General features: G+C 65.4%; 23 protein-coding genes. 14 read left to right on the top strand and 9 right to left on the bottom strand.

Annotated features, from left to right (window positions below; translation table 11 throughout):
- Nucleotides 1–106 precede the first annotated feature (106 nt).
- The 5 genes from CH302_RS14985 (at nt 107) to purM (ending at nt 6,686) form a co-directional block, all read left to right on the top strand.
- The gene (locus tag CH302_RS14985) at nt 107–1,795 is read left to right on the top strand and encodes an ABC transporter substrate-binding protein (RefSeq protein ID WP_094633014.1); all 1,689 of its coding nucleotides are present in this window, start codon (nt 107–109) and stop codon (nt 1,793–1,795) included.
- Between the two features lie 109 nt (nt 1,796–1,904).
- Complete coding sequence (locus CH302_RS14980; protein ID WP_170945747.1) at nt 1,905–2,891, top strand: ABC transporter permease; 987 nt, start codon at nt 1,905–1,907, stop codon at nt 2,889–2,891.
- Nucleotides 2,891–3,859, top strand: a complete 969-nt coding sequence (locus CH302_RS14975; protein WP_037194582.1) for an ABC transporter permease — start codon at nt 2,891–2,893, stop codon at nt 3,857–3,859. Before CH302_RS14980 ends, CH302_RS14975 begins: the two co-directional genes overlap by 1 nt.
- Entirely contained in the window at nt 3,856–5,493 is a 1,638-nt protein-coding gene (locus CH302_RS14970; RefSeq protein ID WP_037194583.1) for an ABC transporter ATP-binding protein, read from the top strand. The genes CH302_RS14975 and CH302_RS14970 overlap by 4 nt, the downstream gene beginning before the upstream one ends.
- Before the next feature lie 92 nt (nt 5,494–5,585).
- Entirely contained in the window at nt 5,586–6,686 is a 1,101-nt protein-coding gene (gene purM, locus CH302_RS14965) for a phosphoribosylformylglycinamidine cyclo-ligase (RefSeq protein ID WP_032376541.1), read from the top strand.
- 73 nt (nt 6,687–6,759) lie between these two features.
- Here the strand turns inward: purM and CH302_RS14960 are convergent, their stop codons facing one another.
- The 3 genes from CH302_RS14960 to ygfZ form a co-directional block, all read right to left on the bottom strand.
- Entirely contained in the window at nt 6,760–6,954 is a 195-nt protein-coding gene (locus CH302_RS14960) for a DUF3073 domain-containing protein (protein WP_008719426.1), read from the bottom strand.
- Nucleotides 6,955–7,226: 272 nt separating this feature from the next.
- Nucleotides 7,227–7,862: an MOSC domain-containing protein gene (locus CH302_RS14955; protein WP_037194586.1), complete on the bottom strand. Its 636-nt coding sequence runs from the start codon at nt 7,860–7,862 to the stop codon at nt 7,227–7,229.
- Nucleotides 7,859–8,980 (bottom strand): CAF17-like 4Fe-4S cluster assembly/insertion protein YgfZ, encoded by a 1,122-nt coding sequence (gene ygfZ / locus CH302_RS14950; RefSeq protein WP_037194768.1) that lies wholly within the window; start codon nt 8,978–8,980, stop codon nt 7,859–7,861. The genes CH302_RS14955 and ygfZ overlap by 4 nt, the downstream gene beginning before the upstream one ends.
- Nucleotides 8,981–9,090: 110 nt before the next feature.
- On the opposite strand from ygfZ, the gene CH302_RS14945 reads away from it, so the two are divergent.
- The 6 genes from CH302_RS14945 (at nt 9,091) to CH302_RS14920 (ending at nt 17,221) form a co-directional block, all read left to right on the top strand.
- Nucleotides 9,091–10,389, top strand: a complete 1,299-nt coding sequence (locus tag CH302_RS14945) for a dicarboxylate/amino acid:cation symporter (protein ID WP_037194587.1) — start codon at nt 9,091–9,093, stop codon at nt 10,387–10,389.
- Nucleotides 10,390–10,423: 34 nt separating this feature from the next.
- Entirely contained in the window at nt 10,424–11,290 is an 867-nt protein-coding gene (locus CH302_RS14940) for an aminodeoxychorismate lyase (RefSeq protein ID WP_037194589.1), read from the top strand.
- A gap of 131 nt (nt 11,291–11,421) precedes the next feature.
- Entirely contained in the window at nt 11,422–12,909 is a 1,488-nt protein-coding gene (locus tag CH302_RS14935) for a cytochrome ubiquinol oxidase subunit I (protein WP_037194591.1), read from the top strand.
- A gap of 10 nt (nt 12,910–12,919) precedes the next feature.
- Nucleotides 12,920–13,957 carry a cytochrome d ubiquinol oxidase subunit II gene (gene cydB / locus CH302_RS14930; RefSeq protein ID WP_037194593.1) on the top strand — a complete coding sequence of 346 codons (1,038 nt, stop codon included), beginning with the start codon at nt 12,920–12,922 and terminating at the stop codon, nt 13,955–13,957.
- Complete coding sequence (cydD, locus tag CH302_RS14925) at nt 13,954–15,642, top strand: thiol reductant ABC exporter subunit CydD (protein ID WP_037194596.1); 1,689 nt, start codon at nt 13,954–13,956, stop codon at nt 15,640–15,642. Before cydB ends, cydD begins: the two co-directional genes overlap by 4 nt.
- Complete coding sequence (locus tag CH302_RS14920) at nt 15,635–17,221, top strand: ATP-binding cassette domain-containing protein (RefSeq protein WP_082323818.1); 1,587 nt, start codon at nt 15,635–15,637, stop codon at nt 17,219–17,221. Before cydD ends, CH302_RS14920 begins: the two co-directional genes overlap by 8 nt.
- A gap of 195 nt (nt 17,222–17,416) precedes the next feature.
- Here CH302_RS14920 and CH302_RS14915 read toward each other — a convergent pair whose 3' ends face one another.
- On the bottom strand, nt 17,417–18,037 hold the full coding sequence (locus tag CH302_RS14915) for an FABP family protein (RefSeq protein WP_170945745.1): 621 nt from the start codon (nt 18,035–18,037) through the stop codon (nt 17,417–17,419).
- A gap of 405 nt (nt 18,038–18,442) precedes the next feature.
- Here CH302_RS14915 and CH302_RS14910 point away from each other — a divergent pair, with 405 nt between their 5' ends.
- Nucleotides 18,443–19,960 (top strand): cutinase family protein, encoded by a 1,518-nt coding sequence (locus CH302_RS14910; protein ID WP_037194600.1) that lies wholly within the window; start codon nt 18,443–18,445, stop codon nt 19,958–19,960.
- A gap of 80 nt (nt 19,961–20,040) precedes the next feature.
- Here the strand turns inward: CH302_RS14910 and CH302_RS14905 are convergent, their stop codons facing one another.
- The 5 genes from CH302_RS14905 to CH302_RS14885 all read right to left on the bottom strand — a co-directional run bounded on the left by CH302_RS14905 (nt 20,041) and on the right by CH302_RS14885 (nt 23,148).
- Nucleotides 20,041–20,346 (bottom strand): DUF1416 domain-containing protein, encoded by a 306-nt coding sequence (locus CH302_RS14905; RefSeq protein ID WP_037194601.1) that lies wholly within the window; start codon nt 20,344–20,346, stop codon nt 20,041–20,043.
- 1 nt (nt 20,347) lies between these two features.
- Nucleotides 20,348–21,184, bottom strand: coding sequence for a sulfurtransferase (locus CH302_RS14900; RefSeq protein ID WP_037194603.1), 837 nt, complete (start codon nt 21,182–21,184; stop codon nt 20,348–20,350).
- A 38-nt stretch (nt 21,185–21,222) separates the two neighbouring features.
- Nucleotides 21,223–21,699, bottom strand: a complete 477-nt coding sequence (locus tag CH302_RS14895; RefSeq protein WP_052048007.1) for a DUF4395 domain-containing protein — start codon at nt 21,697–21,699, stop codon at nt 21,223–21,225.
- 253 nt (nt 21,700–21,952) lie between these two features.
- Nucleotides 21,953–22,372: a thioredoxin family protein gene (locus CH302_RS14890; RefSeq protein ID WP_037194605.1), complete on the bottom strand. Its 420-nt coding sequence runs from the start codon at nt 22,370–22,372 to the stop codon at nt 21,953–21,955.
- A complete protein-coding gene (locus CH302_RS14885) occupies nt 22,369–23,148 on the bottom strand; it encodes an LmeA family phospholipid-binding protein (RefSeq protein WP_037194774.1) in 780 nt (259 codons plus the stop codon). The genes CH302_RS14890 and CH302_RS14885 overlap by 4 nt, the downstream gene beginning before the upstream one ends.
- A gap of 130 nt (nt 23,149–23,278) precedes the next feature.
- Between CH302_RS14885 and CH302_RS14880 the strand changes: the two genes are divergently transcribed.
- Complete coding sequence (locus CH302_RS14880) at nt 23,279–24,040, top strand: winged helix-turn-helix transcriptional regulator (protein ID WP_037194609.1); 762 nt, start codon at nt 23,279–23,281, stop codon at nt 24,038–24,040.
- Nucleotides 24,041–24,946: a mycothiol synthase gene (gene mshD / locus CH302_RS14875; RefSeq protein WP_037194611.1), complete on the top strand. Its 906-nt coding sequence runs from the start codon at nt 24,041–24,043 to the stop codon at nt 24,944–24,946.
- The last annotated feature ends 13 nt before the right edge of the window (nt 24,947–24,959 follow it).

The following is a 24,959-nucleotide window of genomic DNA, read 5'->3' as shown; positions in this document are numbered from 1 at the left end:
TTCCCGCGAGGGAACAGCGGGGTTTTCTCAATGCCACATATTGGAAACAGTCCGTCGGTACTGTCCCGAGTTACATAGGACACACCGATTGGATAGAGGCTTTCAGATGACCCTGTCGCCCGACGACGGACGCATGCAGCGCTACAGCGCGGCATCGAAGACCGCTGGACCCATCAGGGCCGTGCGCAAGCACGGCAAGAAGACCGCTGCAGTGGCAGCACTGTCGGTACTCGCATTGACTGCGGCAGCCTGTGGCTCGGGCCGCACCGACGACGCCGGCGGATCCGGCGACAGCGGCGGCGGCGAGACCATCACGGTCGGCACCACCGACCAGGTGACGTCACTGGACCCGGCCGGCTCGTACGACAACGGCTCGTTCATGGTGATGAACCAGACGTATCCCTTCCTGATGAACTTCGCGCCCGGTAGCTCCGAGCTCGAGCCCGACGTCGCCGAGAGCTGCGACTTCGCCGAGCCGACCGTCTACACGTGCACGCTGAAGGACGATCTGAAGTTCGCGAACGGCAACCCGCTGACGAGCGAGAGCGTGAAGTTCTCCTTCGATCGAATCGTCGCCATCAACGATCCCAACGGGCCCGCATCGCTGCTGACGAACCTCGACAGCATCGCGACGCCGGACGAGAAGACCGTCGAGTTCACGCTGAAGGCAGCGAACGACCAGACGTTCCCGCAGATTCTGGCGACTCCGGCAGGCCCGATCGTCGATCAGACCGTGTTCCCGGCAGACTCCGTTCTCGACGACGACGCCATCGTGGCTGCAACGCCGTTCGCGGGCCCGTACTCCATCGCGAGCTACGCGAAGAACTCCCTCGTCAGCTTCACCGCGAACGGCGATTATCAGGGAATTCTCGGAGCCCCGAAGACGTCGTCGATCAACGTCAAGTACTACACCAGCTCCGACAACCTCAAGCTCGACGTGCAGAACAAGGCCATCGACGTCGCATGGCGCTCGCTGACCCCGACGGACGTCGAATCGCTCGGCAGCGTGGACGGTCTGACGGTGCACGAGGGACCCGGCGGTGAATCGCGCTACATGGTGTTCAACATGAACACGATGCCCGGCGACACCCCGGAGCAGAAGTTGGCCGTGCGCAAGGCAATTGCGGCCTCGGTCGATCGTCAGGCGCTGTCCGACGGCGTCTACAAGGGTACGTACACCCCGCTGTACTCCGTGGTCCCCACCGGTCTGGCCGGCGCGAACACCGCCTTCGGCGACGTCTACGGCACCACGCCCAATCGTGACGAGGCGGCCGGATTCCTCTCTGCCGCAGGCATCGCCACTCCCGTGCAGCTCAACCTGCAGTACAACCCGGACCACTACGGTTCGAGCTCGAGCGAGGAATACGCCGCGATCAAGAGCCAGCTCGACGCGACGGGCCTGTTCAATGTCAACCTGCAGTCCACCGAGTGGAGCACGTACACCAAGGAACGCGTCGCCGACGCCTACCCGGTGTACCAGCTGGGCTGGTTCCCGGACTACCCCGATGCAGACAACTACCTGACGCCGTTCTTCGGGCCCGACAACTTCCTGCAGTCGCACTTCGAGAGCCCGGCCATCACCTCGCTGCTCGATCTCGAACGCACGACCGCCGACGAGAATGCTCGGATGCAGATCATCGGGCAGATTCAGACCGAGCTCGCGACGAACTTCCTGCCGACGCTTCCGTTGTTGGAAGGCAAGCAGATCGCCGTCGCCACCGACGAGATCAGCGGTGTGGACGAGACTCTCGACGCCTCGTTCAAGTTCCGTTTCGTCACTCTCGCCAAGAGCTGACGGCGTGCCCACTACCGACAGCACGACGGTAGAGGGCGAGAAGCAAGCACAGCAGGCGAGCGCGCCGTCACGGTACGGCGCGCTCGCCCGTTATCTCGGGGTCAGATTTCTGCTGATCATTCCGACCGCCTGGATTCTCGTCACCGTCGTGTTCTTTCTCATGCGGGTGATCGGTGATCCGATCACCGCGGCCCTCGGTGGCCGCCTGCCCGCCGAACAGATCGCTCAGCGCAAGGCCGAGGCCGGGTACGACCGGCCGATCCTGACGCAGTACTGGGAGTACCTGACCGGATTGCTGCGCGGCGATTTCGGCCGCTCGGCCACCGACAATCGCGCAATCAGTGACGTTCTGCTCGTCAACGGCGCTGCCACACTGGAATTGGCGTTCTGGGCACTGCTGGTCGCCTTCGCCGTCGGCATCCCGCTCGGCTTCTTCGCCGCCACCCATCGGGACCGATTCGGCGACGCCTCGCTGCGGATCTTCGCGATCCTGGCGTACGCGGCTCCGGTGTTCTTCGTCGGCATGCTGCTCAAGTTGCTGTTCGCGGTCAAGCTCGGCTGGCTGCCGGTGGCGGGACGAGCGAGCACGAATGTGGAACTGGCACTGCAGAACGTCTCGCCCAAGACCAACATTCTCATCGTCGATTCGTTCCTGTACGGCGAGCCGAGCTACATCGTGGACGTGCTCGAGCATGCGGTACTTCCCGCTCTCGCCCTGGGTCTGCTGACGGCCGGAGTGTTCCTGAGACTGGTGCGCGTCAACCTGATTCAGACCCTGCAGGCACCCTTCGTCGACGCCGCGCGCGCTCGCGGATTGAGCGAGGGCACGGTGACGCGACGGCATGCGTTCCGCAACGCCATGATTCCCATCGTCACCGTCATCGGTCTGCAGATCGCCGTACTGCTCGGCGGCGCGGTGCTGACCGAGACGACCTTCGAGTGGCAGGGCCTGGGCTACGAACTCGCCCGATACCTGCAGGCTCGCGATTTCGTTGCGGTGCAGGGCATCGTGACGTTCCTGGCCGTGGTGGTCGCCGTCGTCAGCTTCGTCACCGACGCGATCGTCGCACTCATCGACCCGAGAGTGAGGTTCTGATGAGCACCGAAGTCGTGCTGTCCGACGTTCCTCCGACCCGCCCGCACCGTCGGGGATTTCCCGGCGTCGCGTTCGTCAAGTCCACGTCGGGCTTGCAACGCGTCACCCTGATCGTCGGGTTGGCCCTGATGGTGGGGTTCGTGATCGCGGCAGTGTTCGCTCCGCTTCTCGCGCCGTACGGGTTCTCGCAGACCAGCGATGCCGGGCAGGATTTCGCCCGCCAGGCAGCCCCGTCCGCGCAGCATTGGTTCGGCACCTCGGTCCGCGGCGAGGACGTGTTCTCGCGCGTGATCTACGGTGCGAGAACAGCATTGATGGTGATCGCGTCGTCGTTGATTCTCTCGCTCATCATCGGCGTTCCGCTCGGCCTCGCCTCGGGCTACATCGGCCGTTGGTTCGACCGCGTGCTCGTGCTGTTCATGGACGCGATGTACGCCTTTCCATCGCTGCTCCTCGCGGTCGTCATCTCGATCGTCGTCGCAGGCGGACAGTCGTCCAGTTTCGGCGGTATCGCGTCCGCGGCAATCGCCATCACGGCGATCTTCGTGCCGCAGTACTTCCGCGTGGTACGCAACGCCACTGTGGCGGTCAAGACCGAACCGTACGTCGACGCCGCACGGGTCACCGGGGCCGGAACTCCGCGAATCCTGTTCCGCCACATCCTCGCCAACGTGGTGCAGACGCTGCCGGTCATCATCACCCTCAACGGTGCCGAGGCCATCCTGACCCTCGCCGGACTCGGATTCCTCGGATTCGGCATCGAGCCCACCTCCGCCTCGGAGTGGGGATACGACATCAACAAGGCGCTGCCCGATATCTCCAACGGCATCTGGTGGACGTCGGTGTTCCCCGGCCTTGGCATCGTGCTCGTTGTGCTCGGCCTGACCATGGTGGGCGAAAGTGCAAGCGAGACACTCAATCCGCTGCTGCGCACCCGCAAGAAGTTCAAGAAGGCGGTGAAGGTATGACATCGAGCGTTGCAACTCCACGCGAGTCGGCACTGTCGGTGAAGTCGTTGTCCGTCACGTTCCTCACCGATGCCGGCGAGGTCGATGCCGTCACCGAGGTCTCGTTCGAGGTGTATCCCGGTGAAGTCCTGGCCGTGGTGGGCGAGTCCGGATCGGGTAAATCCGTCAGCGTCAGATCCGCCATCGGACTGCTACCCGACACCGCACGCGTGGAGGGCCACGTGGTGCTCGGTGGCCAGGACGTGACGAGGCTGAGCAACAAGGCGTGGGCGCAGTTGCGCGGCAACAAGATTTCGATGGTGTTCCAGGAGCCGGGCAGCGCCCTCGATCCGCTCTTCACCATCGGGTATCAGATCGTCGAAGCGTTGCGCGCGCACTCGGGCAGTGACGGCAAGCGGATGTCCGCGAAGGATGCCAAGACGCGGGCCGTCGAACTGTTGACGATGGTGGGTCTGCCCAACCCCGAGCAGCGCTTCTCGTACTACCCACACGAGCTCTCGGGTGGGCAGAAGCAACGCGTCATGATCGCGATCGCCATCTCGTGCGAGGCGAAAGTCATCATCGCCGACGAGCCGACCACGGCCCTCGACGTCACGGTGCAGGCCGAAATCCTGGAGCTGCTCCGCGATCTCAAGGACCGGCTCGGCTGCGCCGTCGTGCTCATCACCCACAGCATGGGCGTCGTCGCCGATCTGGCGGACCGCGTCGTCGTCATGCAGAACGGTCGCGTCGTCGAGGAAGCTCCGGTGGCGCAGCTCTTCGACGCACCCGCGGACGACTACACCAAGAAGCTGCTGGCCGCGGTGCCCACTCTCGCCGCCGTGGAGTCCGACAAGACCGTCGACACCTCGGGCGAACCGGTACTCGACGTCTCACGTCTGGTGGTGCAGTTCTCCGGCGGCGTCGGCTCGCCCGCCTTCCGGGCGGTCGACGACGTCTCGCTGACCATCCACCGCGGCGAAACCCTCGGTTTGGTGGGCGAATCCGGCTCGGGCAAGTCCACTATCGGCAGATGCGTCGCAGCACTGCAGAAGCCGACCAGCGGCAGCGTGACGGTGATGGGGCAGAACATCGCGGGGGTGAGCGAACGCAAGCTCAAGCCGCTGCGCAAGCGATTCGGGTTCGTCTTCCAGGACCCGTCGGCCTCACTGAACCCCCGGCTGACCGTCGGACAGTGCATCGCCGAGCCGATGATCGTGCACAAGTACGGCTCCAAGGACGCGATCGCCGCGAGGACGACCGAACTGCTCGACGCCGTGCAACTGCCGTCGGGCACCGACAAGCGCTACCCACACGAGCTCTCGGGTGGGCAGCGGCAACGCGTCAGCCTGGCGCGGGCACTGGTGCTGGGACCCGATCTGGTGGTCGCGGACGAGCCGACCAGCGCACTGGATGTCTCGGTGCAAGCAGCCGTGCTCGACCTGTTCGAGGCACTGCAGCAGGAGTTCGGCTTCGCGTGCCTGTTCATCAGCCACGACCTCGCCGTGGTCGACCGCGTTGCGCACCGCGTGGTGGTGCTGCGCAACGGGGCGATCGTGGAAGAGGGGACACCGTGGAAGATCCTGAGATCGCCGGAGGCGGACTACACCAAGAAGCTGTTGGCGGCGATCCCGGGAAAGCGGCTGCACACGTGAATTCTTCTCGCCACCGGGCACTCCGGTACCGTTAGGGCGCTATCTGCGCCGCTATGGGCGCTGACATGATCGAGTACACAGGCTGGAGCCGAATGACCGAGGAATCCCAACCCACGAGCGCAACTCACTCGGGCGGTGCCTCCTACGCGGCGGCCGGGGTCGACATCGCCGCAGGAGATCGAGCAGTGCAACTGTTCGCGCCGCTCGCCAAGAAGGCCAGCAGGCCCGAGGTCATGGGCGGTCTCGGTGGTTTCGCCGGTCTCTTCGCGCTCAAGGGCGACTACCGCGAGCCCGTCCTGGCCGCCTCGACCGACGGCGTCGGCACCAAGGTGGCCGTGGCACAGGCCCTCGGCAAGCACGACACCCTCGGCCTGGACCTGGTCGCCATGGTCGTCGACGATCTCGTCGTCTGTGGTGCCGAGCCGCTGTTCCTGCAGGATTACATCGCCGTGGGCCGTGTGGTTCCCGAGCAGGTCGCCGAGCTGGTCAAGGGCATCGCAGAAGGCTGCATCATCGCCGGCTGCGCACTGCTCGGCGGCGAGACGGCCGAGCACCCGGGGCTGATGGCCGACGGCGATTACGACCTCTCGGCCACCGGCATCGGCGTCGTCGAGGCGGATTCGATCCTCGGACCCGAGCGGGTGCGTCCCGGTGACGTCGTCATCGGCATGGGATCGTCGGGCCTGCACTCCAACGGCTACTCCCTCGCTCGCAAGGTGCTGCTCGAGATCAACCACATGGACCTCGGCGGACACGTCGAGGAGTTCGGCCGCACTCTCGGTGAGGAACTGCTCGAACCCACCAAGATCTACGCCAAGGACTGCCTCGCGCTCGCTGCGGAGACCGACGTCCGCACCTTCTGCCACGTGACCGGCGGCGGACTGGCAAACAACCTGTCACGGGTCATGCCCGAGGGACTGGTCGCCGAACTCGACCGCACCACGTGGAGCCCGGCTCCGATCTTCTCGCTGATCGCTCAGCGCGGACGCGTCGAGCGGGCCGAGATGGAGCAGACGTTCAACATGGGTGTCGGCATGGTCGCCATCGTGGCACCCGAGGACGTCGACCGAGCACTCGCTGTGCTGACCGCACGCCACATCGACTGCTGGACGCTGGGCACGGTGAAGAAGGCGACCGGTAAAGATGTCGCCGACGAGCGTGCGCTGTTGCTGGGTAACCACCCGAGGTTCTGATCGCCCGAGCACCGGGCAAACAAGTGAGGGGGAGCCGCACCGCGGCTCCCCCTCAGTCGTTCAGTGCACAGTACTAGCGTCGCCAGTCCTCGTACTCGTCTTCCTCGACTCGGGAATGCACATCCGAGTCAGAGTGGATGCCACGATGGGAGTTGGACGAACCACCGGAGAGTTCCTTCTGCAGACTCTCCAAGTCCGTTGTCGGCGAGCTGTACTTGAGCTCACGAGCGACCTTTGTCTGCTTTGCCTTAGCCCTGCCTCGGCCCATGGCGGTGCCCCCTCGCGGACTTGCGGGGCGGCCTGGGGAAATTTGGCGGCCCCGTTAGAGTTGGTATTTCTTCCTGGCACACACTCTAGCGCGCGAATCGCCGCGATGCGCATACGGCACCACGTGTCGGTGGCGGGCGCACCGGCGCGACACGCCCGGGGTAGGGGTCGGCGCTGCCTGTACCTGCAGATATCCGTGCACAGGCAAACTATCTTCGTTCCACGACACGAGAACTACGTGCTGCGCGTCATGGGGACCGGAGCTCATCGGGGTCAGTTGCGCGAGGATTTCAGCGCTGCCGCCGCATCGCGGTAGACCTTGGGCGCCAATCCCGGCGCGTCCAGCAGAGTCTGCATCGCAGCTGTGTCCCTCCCCTCGAAGAGCATCCGCACCGTCACCCCGTGCTCGGGGACCGACGTCACAGTCACGGCGTCCCCGGCGCCGAAGACCCCGGGTTCGAGAACTCGGAAGTACGCACCCACATCACCGCGCGCGGTGAATCGACGGATCCACCCGGGCTCGGCCATCCACCGCGCGAACGTGCCGCAGGGCTTGCGAGCGATCGTCACCTCCAACTCCACACTGCCCACTCGCCACCGCGTACCGATCACCGCGTCGGTCACCGGTACGCCGGTGGTACGGAGGTTCTCGCCGAACCGTCCGGGAGGAACGGGTGTCCCCAGCTGATCGGCCCAGTACCGCGCTTCGTTCTCGTCGTAGGCGTAGACGGCCTGATCGAGTCCGCCGTGGAACTTCGTGTCCCGGCAGTGATCGCCGCCGACGCCGAGCTCGTGGACATCCACCGGCCCGTCGACAGGTCGCTTGTCGATGCCGCTGTCGACCACCGCGCGGCGTCCGAACGGAACATCGGCGTGCACGACGCAGACAGCGAGAACTGTGCCGGTCACCGGCCGCGCAGGCGGTCCACCGCAGCGCGACCGGCCTGGACGTCGTCGTAGGACGGGATCGAATCAGGATCGATCGACGCCGCACACGGACCTGCCTCCAGGGCGGTGTCCACCGGAATGGATCTCTTGACCAGCGCCAGAGCGATGGGCCCGAGCTCGAAGTGATCGATGACGGTGCCCAGACGCCCCACGGACCGTCCGCCCGCGGTCACCGCGTCACCCGTGTTGGGTCGACCGTCCGCGGAACCGTCGAGATGCAGCAGGACCAGATGCCGGGGCGGGCGACCGAGATTGTGTACGCGCGAGACCGTCTCCTGCCCGCGGTAGCAGCCCTTCTCCAGATGCACCGCGCCGAACTCGGCGGCGCTGCCGATCCAGCGAACCTCGTGCGGAATGGTCTTCTCGTCGGTGTCCACGCCCACTCGCGGACGCAGCGATTCCACCCGCAACGCGTCGAACGCCCAGGTTCCGGCCGGGGTGGCACCGGCGTCACGCAGTCGGAGAAACCAGTCGGTCGAGTTCGCGCGGGGGATCATCACGTCGTACGAATTCTTGCCCGGCCAGGGCATCCGCCGAACGAAACCGCCGCCGTCTATCGGCGACGCCCCGTAGATCTCGCCGGGAGCGGGCAGGCCGGCCTTCGCGAGCACCGCCGCCGCGTCGGATCCGAGCACGGTGAGAACGGCGAGTTCGTCGGCCTGGCGGGGTTCGGCCTTGGCCCAGAACACCATCTTCTGCAGGAACGACAGCAGACCGGGTCCGGCTGCACGTTCGGTGTCGATGTACGTCACGCCGTCGATATCGGTCTGCACGAAGTGATGCTCGATACGGCCGTTGACGTCCAGGCTCAGGTTCTCGGCGGAGCTGCCGTCGGGCAGGTTCGAGACGAGCTGGCTCGAGATCGTGTTCAGCCAGCTCAGGCGTTCGTCTCCGCTGATGGCAAGGACGAACCGGTGCGACCGATCGATGACGGCAGCTGCGCTCGCGGCGTCCCGCTGCTCGCCGAACGGATTGCCGTAGTGCCAGGCCACCCCGGCGTCGATGCTGTCGTCCGGGGACGGTACTGCGTTGGGAAGAGTGAGAAGAGGACTCGGGCTGATCGTCACGGAATCGGACACCACCCCATAGTAGGAGCCCGTCGGCGCAGCAACTCGGCGACCGGTCCCTTTACACCCTCGAAACGACGACGACACGGCGCTGCGACGACACGGACCTAGCGTTTCGATCCATGAAGAAACTGGCGCATCCGGCCGCGCAGATCGGCCTCGCGGCGATCGGCGGCATCGTGTTCGGGTTGGTGGTCGGCGAGTGGGCCGCGAACCTGAAGTTCATCGGCGATCTGTTCATCCGACTGATCCAGATGTCGATCGTTCCGCTGGTGATGGCCTCGGTCATCGTCGCAACCGGATCGATGGCAGGGGCGGGAACCGGCAAGATCGCGTTTCGCACCTTCAAGTGGATGATCGGGTTCTCGATCGTCGCTGCGGTGCTGGCCTGGGTACTGAGCAGCATCATTCGGCCGGGTGCGGGCATGGTGTTCACCCAGCAGCTCGATCCGTCGCTCGAGGAGTCGGCGAGCGAGGCACTCGGCTGGCAGGACACGCTGCTCAACTTCGTCAGCACCAACGTGTTCGACGCCATGTCCACGGCGACGATGGTGCCGATCATCGTCTTCTCGCTGCTCTTCGGCATCGCGCTGCGCAGTCACATCACCAAGACCGGCAACACCCAGGTGCTCTCGTTCATGGACCAGATTCAGCAGATCGTCCTGACGATGATCCGGCTCGTCATGGTCATCGCGCCGGTCGGTGTGTTCTGCCTGCTCGCCGCGCTCGCCGGAGACGTCGGCTTCTCCGTGGTGTCCACCGCGCTGAGCTACCTCGGGACGACGCTGCTCGGGGTGTTGATTCTGTTCGCGCTCTTCGTCGTGGTCGTGACGATGCGGACCCGATTGAACCCGTGGAAGCTGCCCAGCAAGCTCACCGAACAGACGGCCGTCGCGGTGACGACCACGAGCTCGGCCGTCACGTTCCCGACGGTGCTGCGCAACACGGTCGAGAAGGTGGGCGTCAGTCAGAAGGTCGCCAACTTCACGCTGTCGATCGGGTTGACGATGGGCTCCTACGGTGCCGTTCTCAACTACATGATCGTGGTGATGTTCCTCGCGCAGGCGGGCGACATCGACCTCACTCTCGGGCAGATCGTGTTGGGCATGGGCCTGGCGGTTCTGCTCAACATGGGCACCATCACCGTGCCCGGCGGATTCCCCGTCGTCGCGATGTTCCTCGCGACCTCGCTCGACCTTCCCTTCGAGGCCGTCGGCCTGCTGATCGCCGTGGACTGGTTCGCCGGAATCTTCCGCACCTTCCTCAACGTCAACGGAGACACGTTCGTCGCGATGCTCGTCGCCAACGCCGACGACGAGATCGACCGCGAGGTGTACAACGGCACCAAGGTCGTCGTCGCGGAGGATCTCGACCTCGACGAGTACGCCGACGCGATGGCCACGGCCGACCGAGCGGATTGATCGAACGCGTCCGCCCCCATCTAGGGTGGCGGGCATGTCGGAGTCGGTAGTGGTGACGTTGGACGGCCGAGTGCACGACGCGAATCGGCCGTTGCTGTTCGCCGACGACCTGGCCGCGGTGCGCGGGGACGGGGTGTTCGAGACGCTGCTCGTGCGCGGCGGCGCGGCCTGTGCGGTCGAGTTGCACCTGGCCCGGTTGGTGGCGTCGGCGAGGGCACTGGACCTGCCGGTTCCCGATCTCGAGCAGTGGCGCACTGTGATCGAACAGTCCGTCGGTCTGTGGGCGCGAGAGTCCGAGGACGAGGGTGTGCTTCGGCTGGTCCTCAGTCGCGGACGCGAGGGCGGTGGTGACCCCACCGCGTACGTGACGGTGGGACCGCTGCCCGAGCGGGTGCGGGCCGCGCGCGCCGACGGGGTGTCGGTGATCACGCTCGATCGCGGCTACTCGGTGGACTTCTCGTCGGGAGCGCCGTGGCAGCTCGCGGGGGCCAAGACGTTGTCGTATGCGACCAACATGGCCGCGCTGCGGCACGCCGCCGCTCAGGGCGTCGACGATGTGATCTATCTCAGCAGTGAGGGTCGGGTGCTCGAAGGTCCGCGCTCGACGGTGGTGCTCGCGCGCGGTAAGACTCTCGTCACACCGTCGGTGGAACAGGGCATCCTGGCCGGAACCACGGTCGCCGGGTTGTTCTCCGTGGCCGAGTCCGCCGGTTGGACGTGCGAGCACGGGAACCTGTATCCGGCGGATCTCATTGCAGCAGATGGTGTTTGGCTGGTCTCGAGCGTCACTCTCGCGGCTCGGGTCACGGAGATGAACGGCGTTCCCCTCGGCACTCAGAGGCGTGCCGACGATGTTCGATCGATGGTCGATGCGGCCGTGGAGACGGTCGAAACTCGATAGGAGCCGAACGACCCTGCCGAAAGACTCTTCCCTACTACTACTCGTAGTAGTACATTCGAGTTTGTCGCGGGCCAACGCCCTGACCTGCGGTGTTGCCCGTCACAGCTCGGGTGTGAGAGTTCGGAGTATCGATGGACGCGTTGGATGTCTCGCGGTGGCAGTTCGGTATCACCACCGTTTACCACTTCATTCTCGTACCTCTCACGATCGGCCTCGCGCCGATGGTGGCCGCCATGCAGACCATGTGGGTGATCACCGGCAAGGACTCCTGGTATCGACTGACCAAGTTCTTCGGCAAGCTGTTCCTCATCAACTTCGCCCTCGGCGTCGCCACCGGAATCGTCCAGGAGTTCCAGTTCGGCATGAACTGGAGCGAATACTCCCGCTTCGTCGGTGACGTGTTCGGCGCTCCTCTCGCACTCGAAGGCCTCGTTGCCTTCTTCCTCGAGTCCACGTTCCTCGGACTGTGGATATTCGGTTGGAGCAGACTTCCGAAACTGGTTCACCTGGCCACGATCTGGCTCGTCGCCATCGGCGTCAACGCCTCGGCCTTCTTCATCATCGCGGCCAATTCCTGGATGCAGCATCCCGTGGGCGCGATCTACAACGAAGAGACTGGGCGCGCCGAGCTGACCGACATCTGGGCACTGCTCACCAACAGCACAGCGCTGGCGGCATTTCCCCACGCCGTCGCCGGAGCGTTCCTCACCGCTGCCACCTTCGTGGCCGGAATCTCCGGTTGGTGGATGGTCCGTGAGGCCCGCAAGAACAAGGCCGGGGTCGATCCGCAGGCTCCACTCCAGGAGAGCAACTCGCGCAGCATGTTTCGCCCTGCTGCCCGGATGTCCTTCGTCATCATGATCGTCGCCGGTGGCGCGCTGGCCATCACCGGAGACATCCAGGGCAAGCTCATGTTCGAGCAGCAGCCGATGAAGATGGCCTCGGCGGAATCGCTGTGCGACACCGAGACCGGAGCCAGTTTCTCGCTCCTGACCGTCGGAACACACAACAACTGCGAGTCCGTGGTGCACCTCATCTCGATCCCCGGCCTCACCTCGTTCCTGGCGGAGAACGACTTCGGTGCCACCGTGCAGGGCGTCAACCAACTGCAGGAGCAGTACGAGCAGCAGTTCGGGCCGGGTAACTACAAGCCGAACCTGTTCGTCACCTACTGGGCATTCCGAATGATGATCGGACTGGCCGCCGGATCCGCTCTGCTGGCACTGGCCGGCCTGTGGGTCACCCGCGGCGGCCGAGTACCCGACCAGAAGTGGTTCTCGTGGCTGAGCCTCGCGGCCATCCCGACTCCGTTCCTGGCCAACAGCGCCGGCTGGATCTTCACCGAAATGGGCAGGCAGCCATGGGTTGTCGCACCCAACCTGTCCGGCGTCGACCAGATCAGGCTCACCGTCGACCAGGGTGTGTCCGACCATCCCGTCGGCCTCGTCCTCGCCTCGCTGGTGACGTTCACACTGCTGTACGCCGCCCTCGGTGGTGTCTGGTTCTTCCTCCTTCGCCGCTATGTCATCGAAGGACCTCTCGACCACGACGCGCAGCCGCACGTCGATCCACCGGAATCGGAAGACGAAGAGCCCAAACAGCTCTCGTTCGCGTACTAGGGGAACAACCATGTCACTGCCCGAATTCTGGTTCTTCGTCATCGCCTTCTTCTTCGTCGGCTACTTCGTGCTCGAAGGCTTCGACTTCGGCGTCGGCATGCTCATGCCCATCCTGGGTAGGCATCCCGACGCTGTCACGGGGGAGAAGCGCAGGCGTGCCGTCCTGAACACGATCGGCCCGGTCTGGGACGGCAACGAGGTGTGGCTCATCACCGCGGGCGGCGCGCTGTTCGCGGCCTTCCCGGAGTGGTACGCCACGTTGTTCTCCGGCTTCTACCTCCCGCTGCTGCTGATCCTGGTGGCCCTGATCCTGCGTATCTGCGCCATCGAATGGCGCGGAAAGATCGACGACCCGATATGGCGTCGACGCTGCGACATCGGCATCGGCATCGGGTCCCGGGTTCCAGCGGTGCTGTGGGGCGTCGCGTTCGCCAACATCGTGCGCGGCGTCGCGATCGACGAGAACAAGAAGGTCACCGCAGGCTTCTTCGACCTGCTCAACCCCTACGCCCTGCTCGGCGGTGCCACCATGGCGCTGGTGTTCGCCCTGCACGGCGCCGTGTTCATCGCACTCAAGACCTCCGGCGACGTGCACGAGGATTCGGCGAAAATCGCAGCGCGACTGTCCGTTCCGGCAGTTCTCGTCGGCGGCACATTTGCCCTGTGGACCCAGCTCGCACACGGCAAGACGTGGACGTGGCTACTCGTCGGGGTGGCCGCTGTCGCTCTGCTCCTCGTCGTCGCGCTGACGGCGAAGGTGCGCGAAGGCTGGGCATTCGTCTTCACCAGCATTGCCATCGTGGCCGTCGTCGCGCTGCTGTTCGCCTCCCTGTTCCCCAACGTGATGCCGTCGAGCACCGACGCCGCCTTCGACCTTACGATCGCGAACGCGTCGTCCAGTGCGTACACGCTGAAGGTGATGACGTGGGCTGCAGCCTTCGCCGCCCCTGTTGTCCTCGGATACCAGGCCTGGACGTACTGGGTCTTCCGCCAGCGCATTTCGAGTGCCCAGATCCCGGACTCGATCGGACTGACGGTGAAATCGTGACCGCGCCCGCTCGTTCGCGGGGACCGGTCGATCCCCGCCTGTGGAAATACTCCAGCTCTGCGCGGGGCTACCTGATCGTCACTGTCGCTCTGTCGACCGTCGTCACGCTCTGCATCATCGTCGGCGCGCTTGCGATCGGCCGGGTACTGGCAGGCGTCATCACCGACCCGACGGCCAGATCACTGTCCGCGTGGACGACGGAACTGGCTGTGCTGGCGGGCGCGGTGGCCGTACGTGTGCTCGCCACCGGAGCCCAGTCCCGCTACGCGCACCGGTCGGCGTCGCGTGTGGTTGCCGAGCTCGAGGTCGAGGTGCTCACGGCAGCAACTCGATTCGAGCCTCGGGAGCTCGACCGCGAACGGGAAGAGTTGGCCGTCGTCGTGACCCGAGCCATCGGGGGGCTGCGGGCGTACCTGACCGGATACCTACCGGCGCTGGTGTCCGCGGTCATCGTCACCCCGCTCGTTCTGGTCGTCATCGTCACCCAGGACGTGACCTCGGCGGTGATCATCGCGGTGACGTTGCCGCTCATCCCCATCTTCATGATCCTGATCGGGTTACTGACCAAGGGGCGAGCCGCGGCGACGCTCACCACGATGACCCGGTTGTCCGCGCAGTTGCTCGATCTACTGGCCGGTCTGCCGACCTTGCGCGCGCTGCGCCGCGAACAGGGACCGGCTGCTCGCATCCGCGCACTGGGCGACGCACATCGACGAACCACCATGCGCGCGTTGAAGGTTGCCTTCCTCTCGTCGATGGTGCTCGAGCTGCTTGCGACCCTGTGTGTCGCGCTGGTGGCCGTCGGCATCGGATTGCGCTTGGTCTTCGGGGAGATGACGCTCGAAGCAGGCATCATCGCGTTGATTCTCGCCCCCGAGGTGTATTTTCCGCTGCGCGCCGTGGGGACCCAGTTCCACGCAGCAGAGGACGGCGTCGAGGCCGCGGACCGAGCATTCCGAGTCCTGGATCGGCGCACCACACAGCCGACCGGTGGCCGGACCGTCGACGCTACGACCGCGGACATCGAACTCTTCGGACTCACCGTCGCGAGCCGGGACGGTCACGCTCCGGCAGAACTGAGTGCGCTGTGCCGAACAGGCACCATCACGGTACTGACCGGCCCCAACGGCTCCGGGAAATCGACTGCGCTGCAGGCGGTTCTCGGACTCACGACGCCGACGAGCGGTGCGGTTCTCGTCGGTGGCGCGCCCGTGGCCGATCTCGATCTCGACCGCTGGTGGGCGCAGGTCGCCTGGCTGCCGCAGCGGCCGGTACTGCTTCCCGGCACGCTCTACGAGAACGTCACCCTTCACGGGGTGCCCGACCCCGATGCACTGGACGCAGCCTGCCGCGCTTCGGGATTCGATGCCGTACTGCGAGATCACCCGAACGGCTGGAACACTCGCGTCGGGCAGGGCGGAGTGGGGCTGTCCCTCGGCGAACTGCAACGCCTGGCCCTGACCAGAACCTTTGTCTCCGACGCTCCGGTGATGGTGCTGGACGAGCCGACGGCGCACCTGGATGCGGCGAGTGAACAGACTGTGCTGCAGGCCGTTCGAGACGCAGCCGACCGAGGCGTCACCGTGGTGATGGTCGGTCATCGGCGCTCGGTGCTGCACGCCGCAGATCGCGTGGTCGAGGTACGAAGCAGTTCACCGGTGGTACGGGAGTTCGATCATGTCTGACCTACGACGCGCACTGGCCCTGTTCGAGCTCTCCCCGCGGCGGGTGGCACTGGCCGTGGCGGCCGGCGTGGCAACCCTCGGCAGCGCACTGGCCCTCGCCGCACTGTCGGCATGGCTGATCACCAGAGCCTGGCAGATGCCTCCGGTGATGGACCTGACCGTCGCCGTGGTAGCCGTTCGGGCGCTGGGCATTTCCCGCGGGGTGTTCCGCTACCTCGAACGACTGACCACGCACGACGCGGCACTGCGCGGTACGACGGCAGCGCGCACCCGGATCTACGAGCAACTGGCGAACGGACCCGGCGCGCTCGCACTGCGGCGCGGGGACGTCCTGGCTCGCACCGGAGCGGACGTCGACGTGCTCGGCGACGTCGTCGTACGCGCGATCGTGCCCATCTGCGTCAGCGTCGTGATGATGCTCGCAGCCGTGGGCCTGCTCGCAGGAATCGCGCCTGCTGCCGCGTCGATCCTGGCGGTGTCGTTGCTGATCGCCGGGGTGGGCGCACCGACTCTGGCGGCGCGGGCCGCAAGGATCGCCGAGGAGGCCGGAGCCGACGCCGACGCGCGGTTCGCCGAGACAGCCGTCCGGGCACTCGACCACGCCGCAGAACTGCGGGTCGCCGGACGCCTCGACGCGACGCTCACCGAAGCCCGCGGGGCAGCACAGGATTCGGTGGTTGCCCGCGACCGCGCGGCGCGGCCGTCGGCGCTGGCCGATGCCGCCGGTCCGCTGTCGATCGGTGCATCGGTTATCGGGTCCTTGCTCGTCGGCATCGGGTTGTACGGACCGACCGGAGGCACCGTAGGCGGGATGACACCGATGGCCCTGGCGATCATCGTGTTGGTTCCGCTGGCCGCCTTCGAGGCGACCGCGGCACTGCCCGGAGCGGCAATCGCCCTGATGCGTGGCCGAATCGCGGCCACCCGAATCATGGCGATGCTCGATGCGGCTCCGCCGCAGCGGCGTGGTCATGTGCCCTCCGAGGCACTCGACCGCACCACTGCGCGAAGCGCACTGATCGGGCCCAGCGGATCGGGCAAGAGCACGATGCTGCGGGAGTTCGCCGAGGAATGCGGTTCGGACGCAGCGCTGTTCGCCGAGGACGCGCATCTGTTCGACACCTCGATTCTGGAGAACCTGCGGGTGGTCCGCGGCGACGTGAACGAGGAGGAAGCAGCAGAGGCGCTGCGGAAAGTCGGCCTCGGCTCGTGGCTCGACACCCTGCCTCTCGGCGTTCACACCACCCTGGTCGGCGGCGCGCAGGCCGTCTCGGGGGGAGAGCGCCGCAGACTGCTGTTGGCGCGCGCTCTGGTCAGTACGGCACCGATCGTGCTGCTGGACGAGCCGACCGAGCATCTGGACCGAATCTCCGGCGAATCGATACTGCGCGAGCTGCTCACCACCGACGGCGGATTGTTCGGAGCCGACCGAACCGTGGTGGTCGTCACCCATCAACTACCGGAGAACACCGACGCCGACCAGGTGATCGACCTCGGCTCGGACCGTGAGAAAAAACCCTTTGCCGACTCGGAAACTCGGGCGTACGTTGTGAAGTACACGAGAGAGGAGGTGGTCTGAAGTTGATGAACTCTAGGACGCGTGAGGTGGCTGTCAGCTAGCCGCAATCGCTGACGGATTCAGTGCGAAGACCGCGCGAGCGGCAGGCGAATCCCAGGCAGCTACCCGGCCCCCGAGCCCCCGACCTGTCCGGTCGGGACCTGAAATCAGGTATGGCTCGGGGGCCGTTCGCGTGCAGTGGGTGGTGAGAGAGAGTCAGCCGATGTAGCGAGTCAGGCGCGCGGACAACCGCGGTGCCAGTGGGCCGTCGGCGACGACGCGTTCTTCGACGTACGCGAGATCCCCGCCTTCGACGATGCCGTAGAGCCGCTTGGCTCCGCCGACCAACGCACCCGATGTGCTGCGGATGACGACATCGGTGGCCAGTTCCCAGGACGACTTGGTGAGTGCATGGCCGTAATACAGTTCGACGACGCCGGTGCTGTGTGTCAGCAGTAGCTCGACGACCTCTTCGTCCTCGGAACCCTTGAGCCCGTTGCCACCGCTCATGCGCCAGAATCCGGTTTCGCGGAGATCGGGGTGTGCGAAGTTACCGTCGGAATCGAGTCGCCACGAACGTGATTCCCAGCTCAGGTAGCTACCGCCGTCGTGGGTGACGACGATCTGCTGACCGAAGGGGTAGTCGGTACCGGACTCGGGGTCGTGGCCTTCGCCTTCACCGCGCCACACGCCGACGAGCGGCAACAGAGCGAGCATCGACGGGTGCAGATCGGGGCCGAGGCGGAGGTTGGCCGTGTCGTCGGGATGCGGGATGTCCGGCAGGACCGGAACGTTCCGCGTCGACGCGTCGGCGAACTTCTGCTCGGCAGCCGCTATTGCTTCGTCGCCACTGGTGACGGGGGTGTCGAGCCCCTCGTCAGCACTGCCGGGTCGACCCGCAACCGGTTCTGTCACGATTCGTCGTTGACCAGTCGGTAGACGACATACAGCGAGAACGCGATGATGGCTACTGCCGCAAGCGCCAGCAATACCTCGAAGAAGATGACCACGAGTGCGAGTTTAACCCGCTGCGATCGTCGTCGAGAACAGCGGCCCGAATCCGGGCTGTGTCTTTGGTGACATATAACCGAATTCAGGGCTGGGGGTGCGCTGGATCACTCTTCTTCGTGGGAAAATCCCGTAGAGCAGGTACCTTCTTCGGGGGGCGTCGGGCGCTCGAGGGTGAATTTCCGACGTTGTTCACTGTGTTCTGTCACGAAGGCTGGGGAGGTCTCCGCAATAATGCTGCGTCGTAAACGGGCTCTGACATCGTCGTTCGGATCCGTGTTGTTCAGGTCCGGGGTGGTCACTCTGGCGTTGGCGCTCGCCGCTCCCGCAGCTGCGCTCGCCGCTCCGGACTCGGGATCGGCGGACTCGGGATCCTCCGACTCGGGGTCGTCGGACTTCGGGTCTTCGCAGGGCCCGAACATCGACCCCAACAACTACGCGCAGGACTGCCCCGATGTGCTGGTGCTGGCGGTGTCCGGTGCCACCGACTCGGCGTCGGACCGAAATCCTCTGGCCGAGCAGGCGTCCACGGTCGCGTCGAACTGGGTCGGGAACGTGACGGTCCCGGTCGGTGAGGCGAATGCCGACAGCCCGGGCACCGTCGGCTGGCTCTACGTCCCGTACGCCTCGACGTACGGCTTCGACGTTCTGGACAACGTGCCGACCTACCACGAGTCGATCGTGGAAGGTGTCGCAACGACCAATCGTCTGATGGACGAGTACAAGGTCAAATGTGGAGACCGAACCAAGTTCGTACTCCTCGGATACAGCGTCGGCGGCGAGGTACTCGATCGTTTGTCCACCGAGATCGGCGCGCGTGACTCGAGTGCCCTGGTGAACGGCGACGACATCGCGGGCGTGATCATGGTCGGTTCGCCTTACCGCCCGGCCGGTGTGCCGAATTTCGGTGACGAGCCGGGTGAATCGCTCGGTGGCTTCATGGACCAGTCACCGCGGGATTACGGAACGCTGACCGACAAGGTCACCTGGTCGTGCCGACCGTGGGATCTGGCATGCGACGCTCCGGACGACATCGAACTTCTGCAACTCGCCCTCGAGGTCATCTCGCAGATGCGGCTGACCGTCCTGAACCCGGTACAGACCGTGTCCGACTTCGCGCGCGCAGTGACGACCATTGCTTCGCGCGCGATCGTCGATATCGCCACCGACAAATCATGGTTCACCTCCGACGAGACTCTGCTGCAGGTCTTGGTGAGGGTGGCGGATGTGGATTACACCGTCGCTGATCAGCAGGCGGTGGACGCATTGACACCGGAGCAGCTCCTCGCCGATCTCAACTGGGCGATGGGGCCCGGTGCCGAGACCGTGGAAGCCAAGCTCCGTGCCGAGGCCACCGGGTTCGAGGAGAACAACAAGGGCATCGCCGATGTCGTGCTCGGGCCCTACCTGGCGCTCGGCTTCCTGCAGCACCTGTCGTACTGGTACAACGACCCCAACGACGGGTACGAGTGGGAGAGCGAGAAGATGGTCGCTTGGATAACCGACCTTGCACGCACCGAACGCGACAAGAAGAACGCGACCGGGCCACAGACGTCGACGCCGGAAACCCCCGCCCCCGAGACCGAGACCGCACCGGAACCTCGCCTGCTGCCGGAGCCCGGAACGGTCACTCGGGTCAGCGATCTCGGAGCGTTCCTCGAGTCGCAGGGCATTCCGGTACCGGAAGGGATGTTCCCGCCGCAATATTCGACGGTTCCCGACCCCGGCGCCTCGGTGCCCGTCCCGAACTAGCAGCCTCCACCGAACCGAAAGAACCCCGCACCGGCGAGCAGGTGCGGGGTTCTTGTCTCGTTCGATGCGAGCGGGTCGGATCAGACTCCGACGGTGACGTTCGCCGAGTGCACGCCTGCGCCCTCGGGAGCGATGACGGTGTCGCCGTTGCCCGATGCCGACAGTGCGCGCAGCGTCCACTGTCCGGGAGCGGCGAAGAACCGGAAATCACCGGTGCCCGACGCGACGACCTCTGCGGTGAATTCGCCGCTGCCGTCGAGCAGACGCACGAAAGCCCCTGCTACGGGCTCACCGTCGCCGGCGAGGACACGGCCGGTGATGACCGTTTCCTTCTCGACGTCGACGCCTGCGGGGATGGTCTGGCCTTGTACGGGTGCTCCACACATATCAGTGAACCTCCAGCTCGATGGGTGCTCCGACGAGAGAGCCGTATTCGACCCAGCTGCCGTCGTAGTTCTTGACGTCTTCCTTGCCCAGAAGCTCCTTGAGGACGAACCAGGTGTGGCTCGAGCGCTCACCGATGCGGCAGTAGGCGATGGTGGCCTTGCTGTCGTCGTAGCCCTTGGTCTTGTACAGCTCTTCGAGCGCTTCGTCGGACTTGAACGTGCCGTCCTCGTTGGCGGTGGTGCTCCACGGGATGTTGATCGCGGACGGCACGTGGCCACGCTGCTGAGCCTGCTCCTGCGGCAGGTGAGCGGGGGCGAGGATCTTGCCCGAGAACTCGTCGGGCGAACGGACGTCGATCAGATTCTTGTTGCCGATGGCGTCGATGACCTCGTCGCGGAACGCGCGGATCGACAGGTCGGGTGCCTCGGCGCGGTACTGCGTGGTCTCACGGCTGACGACGTCCTTGGACAGCGCGCGGCCGTCGAGTTCCCACTTCTTGCGGCCACCGTCGATGAGCTTGACGTCCTTGTGTCCGTACAGCTTGAAGTACCAGTAGGCGTAGGCAGCGAACCAGTTGTTGTTCCCGCCGTACAGGACGATGGTGTCGTCGTTGCTGATGCCCTTGGCCGACAACAGGTCCGAGAACTGTTCCTGATTGAGGAAGTCGCGGCGAACCGCGTCCTGCAGGTCCTTGCGCCAGTCGAGCTTGACCGCACCTTCGATGTGTCCGCCGTCGTAGGCGCTTGCGTCTTCGTCGACCTCGACGAAGACGGTCTTCGGTGCGTTCAGGTTCTGCTCGGCCCAGTCGGCAGAGACCAGGACGTCGGAGCGAGCCATGGTGTTCCTTTCGGTCTTTCTTTACGGATCGGTGAGGGTCAAGCAGTGGTGCGCAGTCGCGCGGCGAGGGGGTAGATCATGCAGCCGAGGCAGACCGCGAACGCGGCATTGAGGAAGGCCGCGAACAACGCGAAGCCTGCCGCCACGGTGCCGACGACCGGAGCGCCGAGCGCGAAGCCGACAACTCCTGCGGCGGCGAACACGAAGCCCACCAGTTGAGCGAACTTCAACGGTGCCACCGGCTCACGTTCGCTGGTGGGGGAGAGGCGCGGTGCGACGAATGTCGCGTAGATCGTGCCGTACGGACTGCGCTTGGGTCCGCGGACGGCTCCGATTCCGAAGACGATCGCCTGTAGCCCGAGCAGGATTGCCGCCGCGGGGACAGAGAACGTGGTCAGGAGGAGAACGACGACCAGAACGGCGGTGGTGATCCACGCTGCGAAGCGCGGACCACGAACGTCCACCTGGTCGATCGTGGCAGTGGGGGTGGTGATCCGGGTGTCGGGTGTCGACATCGAGAGGTACTCCTGTGCGAGGCCGGGGCACGCCGCATCGGCAGTGCTCGGACGTGGATTTCGATCATCGGGCCGTACATCACGCATGGGCGTGGCGGCAGAAGGAAATCAGCAGCAGCGACAGCAACAACCGCCCAGTCGGCACAGATCAACTGTGCGACGACTGGTGAGCATCAGCTCGCGGCGGGAGAACACGAAGAGCATCGTACCCTCTACCAGCGGCGCGTCCTACCGCCGGTCCGAAGAGGCGAGGTCACAGAGCGTCGAGCGCCGACCGTAGCGCCGCCGCGGACGGCACACCCGCGATTCTGGAGCGTCGTTGCAATCGGGTGTCGAGGACAAAAGTCGTGGGCAGTGACAGCACGCCCAGTTCGCGGGCGAGGATCGGATGGGCGTCGATGTCGAGTTCGAGCTCCCGGGCATCGCTTCGATCGTTCAATACCTGCTGGACGACGCGTCGCACGGCCGCACACGGTCCGCACCAGTCCGCCGAGAAGTGCAGGACGGTCGCGACGTCGGTCGTGGCACCCGCGTCGAGCAGGAGCGGGTGCAGAGCGTCGGTCTCGGAGTCGGTGTTCCGTACGGCCCGCACGGCACCGGATCGGCTGCGGAGGAACAATCCGGTAGCGACGGCAAGGATCGCCACGACGACCAGAACTGTGATCCCTGTCACGGCTTTTCGATCTCGTTGAGGTCGATGGTCACGTTCTCGCCCGAGCCCTCGATGACGATCTGCGAGCCCTCCGCGTAGACGTCCGTCGGCAGGAGTCCGAAGGGCAGGCTCTGACGCTCGATGGTCCTGGTGAACAGACCGAGCACCGTGGGCTTGGCGAAATCGGGAATCGTGAAGTCCGCTTGACCCTCCGGGCCGAAATAGAAGTCCGACGCGACGATGGCGACGCCGTCCCCTTCGAGCAACAGGTCGGCCTGGACGCTCACGGTCGTTTCGAGGGGGCCGACCGGAACCGTTCCGGTCAGCACGACGCCCCCGGTCGTGGTCTTGCCCGACCCACCGGAACCGCCGGTACCGTCCGACTTGTCGGCCGGCGGCGCGGAAACCTGCAGGTCGACGATGCCGAGGAACCGGCCGAGGTCCGTCGCCTCGATACGGACGCGGCCGTCGAGTTCGTCCACCGGGATCGCCCGAACGTTGTTGTCGATCAGGTCGGACAGCTCGATGTGCACGCCGCGAAGATTGGCCTCGATCGTCGTCGAGCCGACGTACTCGGTCGGCACGTCCTGGGCTCGAATCTCGATGTTCTGGTAGCGGCCGTCCGCCGCCTGGGTGAGGAACGGGAAGCCGTGCACGATCACCTGAGGGTCGGAGGTGAGCTCGCCGCCGGCACGGATCGCGCGGGAGACTCGGTACTCCGAGTAGGCCGCAGCGCCGAAATCCACCACGAGCGCGAGGGCCAGCAGGCTGGCGAGTCCGATGAGAAGTGTGCGCACCGGTCCATTGTGACCGACGGATCGCGTACTGCCCTCTTCGGCCGGTTGTACGGACAAGCTAGTCTGTGTCCTTGACGATCACTCGAATCCAGCCTGGGCTGGACCGGCCAGCAGTAAGAATGGAGACGCAGTGGAGCTCCTACTACTGACCTCCGATCCCAATCCGGAGGGCGTTCTGCCGTCCCTTGCTCTCCTGGCGCATCACGTACGCCCGGTGCCCACCGAGGTGTCCTCGCTTCTCGAAGCCGGTTCGGCAGACATCGCACTGGTCGACGCCCGCACCGACCTGGCTGCTGCCCGCGGTCTGTGTCGCCTGTTGGGAAGTACCGGCTCGGCCATCCCGGTCGTCGCGGTGCTCACCGAGGGCGGGCTCGTCGCGGTGAATTCCGACTGGGGGCTCGACGACATCCTGCTCCCCGGTACCGGCCCCGCCGAGCTCGACGCGCGACTGCGGTTGCTGGTCGGCCGTAGTGGGGGAGTTGCCAGCCCGGAGACCTCGGGCAAGATCACGCTCGGCGAACTGGTCATCGACGAGGGCACCTACACCGCACGGCTGCGAGGTCGTCCACTCGATCTGACCTACAAGGAATTCGAGCTGCTGAAGTATCTGGCTCAGCATGCGGGCCGTGTCTTCACTCGCGCCCAGCTCCTCCAGGAAGTCTGGGGCTACGACTTCTTCGGTGGAACGCGCACCGTCGACGTCCATGTCCGACGCCTACGCGCCAAGCTCGGTACCGAATACGAGTCGCTCATCGGGACGGTGCGCAACGTGGGCTACAAGGCTGTTCGGCCGGCGCGCAACGCCAAGGGCGGACCGGTGGCCTCGGACGCTGCCGGTGGGGATTCCGACGATGCGGATTTCGAGTTCGAGCAAGAGAGTACTCTCTCGTAGATGAGTTCGGATCCTGCGTTCGACGTCCATTCGACCGACGGCGGCGCACCGTCTTCCCGTGTGTCCTACGAGATTCATCAAATCCTCTCCCGTGCAACGGAAGTCGACGGTACCGCGCCTTTGTCGGAGCAGGCCGTGAAGGCCGTCGACGACGGTGACGAGGTCGTTCGTCTCGTGGCGACCGAGGGTGATCGTGTCGTGGGCTACGTCGGAATCGCCGACGGGATGGCCGAGGCAGTCGTCGATCCTTCGGCCCGCGGTCGCGGCGTCGGACGTGAATTGGTTTCTCGCGCACTCGATATCGGCTCCGAGACTCGAATCTGGGCGCACGGCAACCTGCCGGCTGCGCAGGCCGTCGCGGCGCGCCTCGGGTTGCAGGTGGTTCGCGAGTTGCTGCAGATGCGTCGCGCGTCTGCTGGTCCCGATCTTCCGGATGTCGTTGTGCCGGAAGGTGTTTCACTTCGAACCTATCGGGGGCATCAGGACGATGCCGAGCTGCTGCGCGTGAACAATGCGGCCTTCTCCTGGCACCCCGAACAGGGTGGCTGGACCGATCGCGACATCGACGCGCGACGAGACGAATCGTGGTTCGATCCGGCAGGTCTGTTCCTGGCTTTCGAGGAGGGCAGTGACCGCCTCCTCGGTTTTCACTGGACGAAGGTCCACCCGGCCGAGGGTTCGGAACCGGCCATCGGCGAGGTGTACGTGGTCGGGATCGACCCGCAGTCGCAGGGGCGTGGTCTGGGTCGAGTGCTCACGCTGGCCGGCCTGCACTACCTGCGCGGTAGAGAACTGGGCCAGATCATGCTCTACGTCGAGGCCGACAACACCGCTGCCGTGCACACGTACACCAAGCTGGGTTTCGAGAATTACCACGTGGACGCCGCATACGCGCGCAGTAGCTGAACGGACATATCGG

This window comes from Rhodococcus sp. 15-2388-1-1a (assembly GCF_002259145.1).
Classification (GTDB): Bacteria; Actinomycetota; Actinomycetes; order Mycobacteriales; family Mycobacteriaceae; genus Rhodococcoides.
This window is presented reverse-complemented; position numbering and strand designations above follow the sequence as displayed.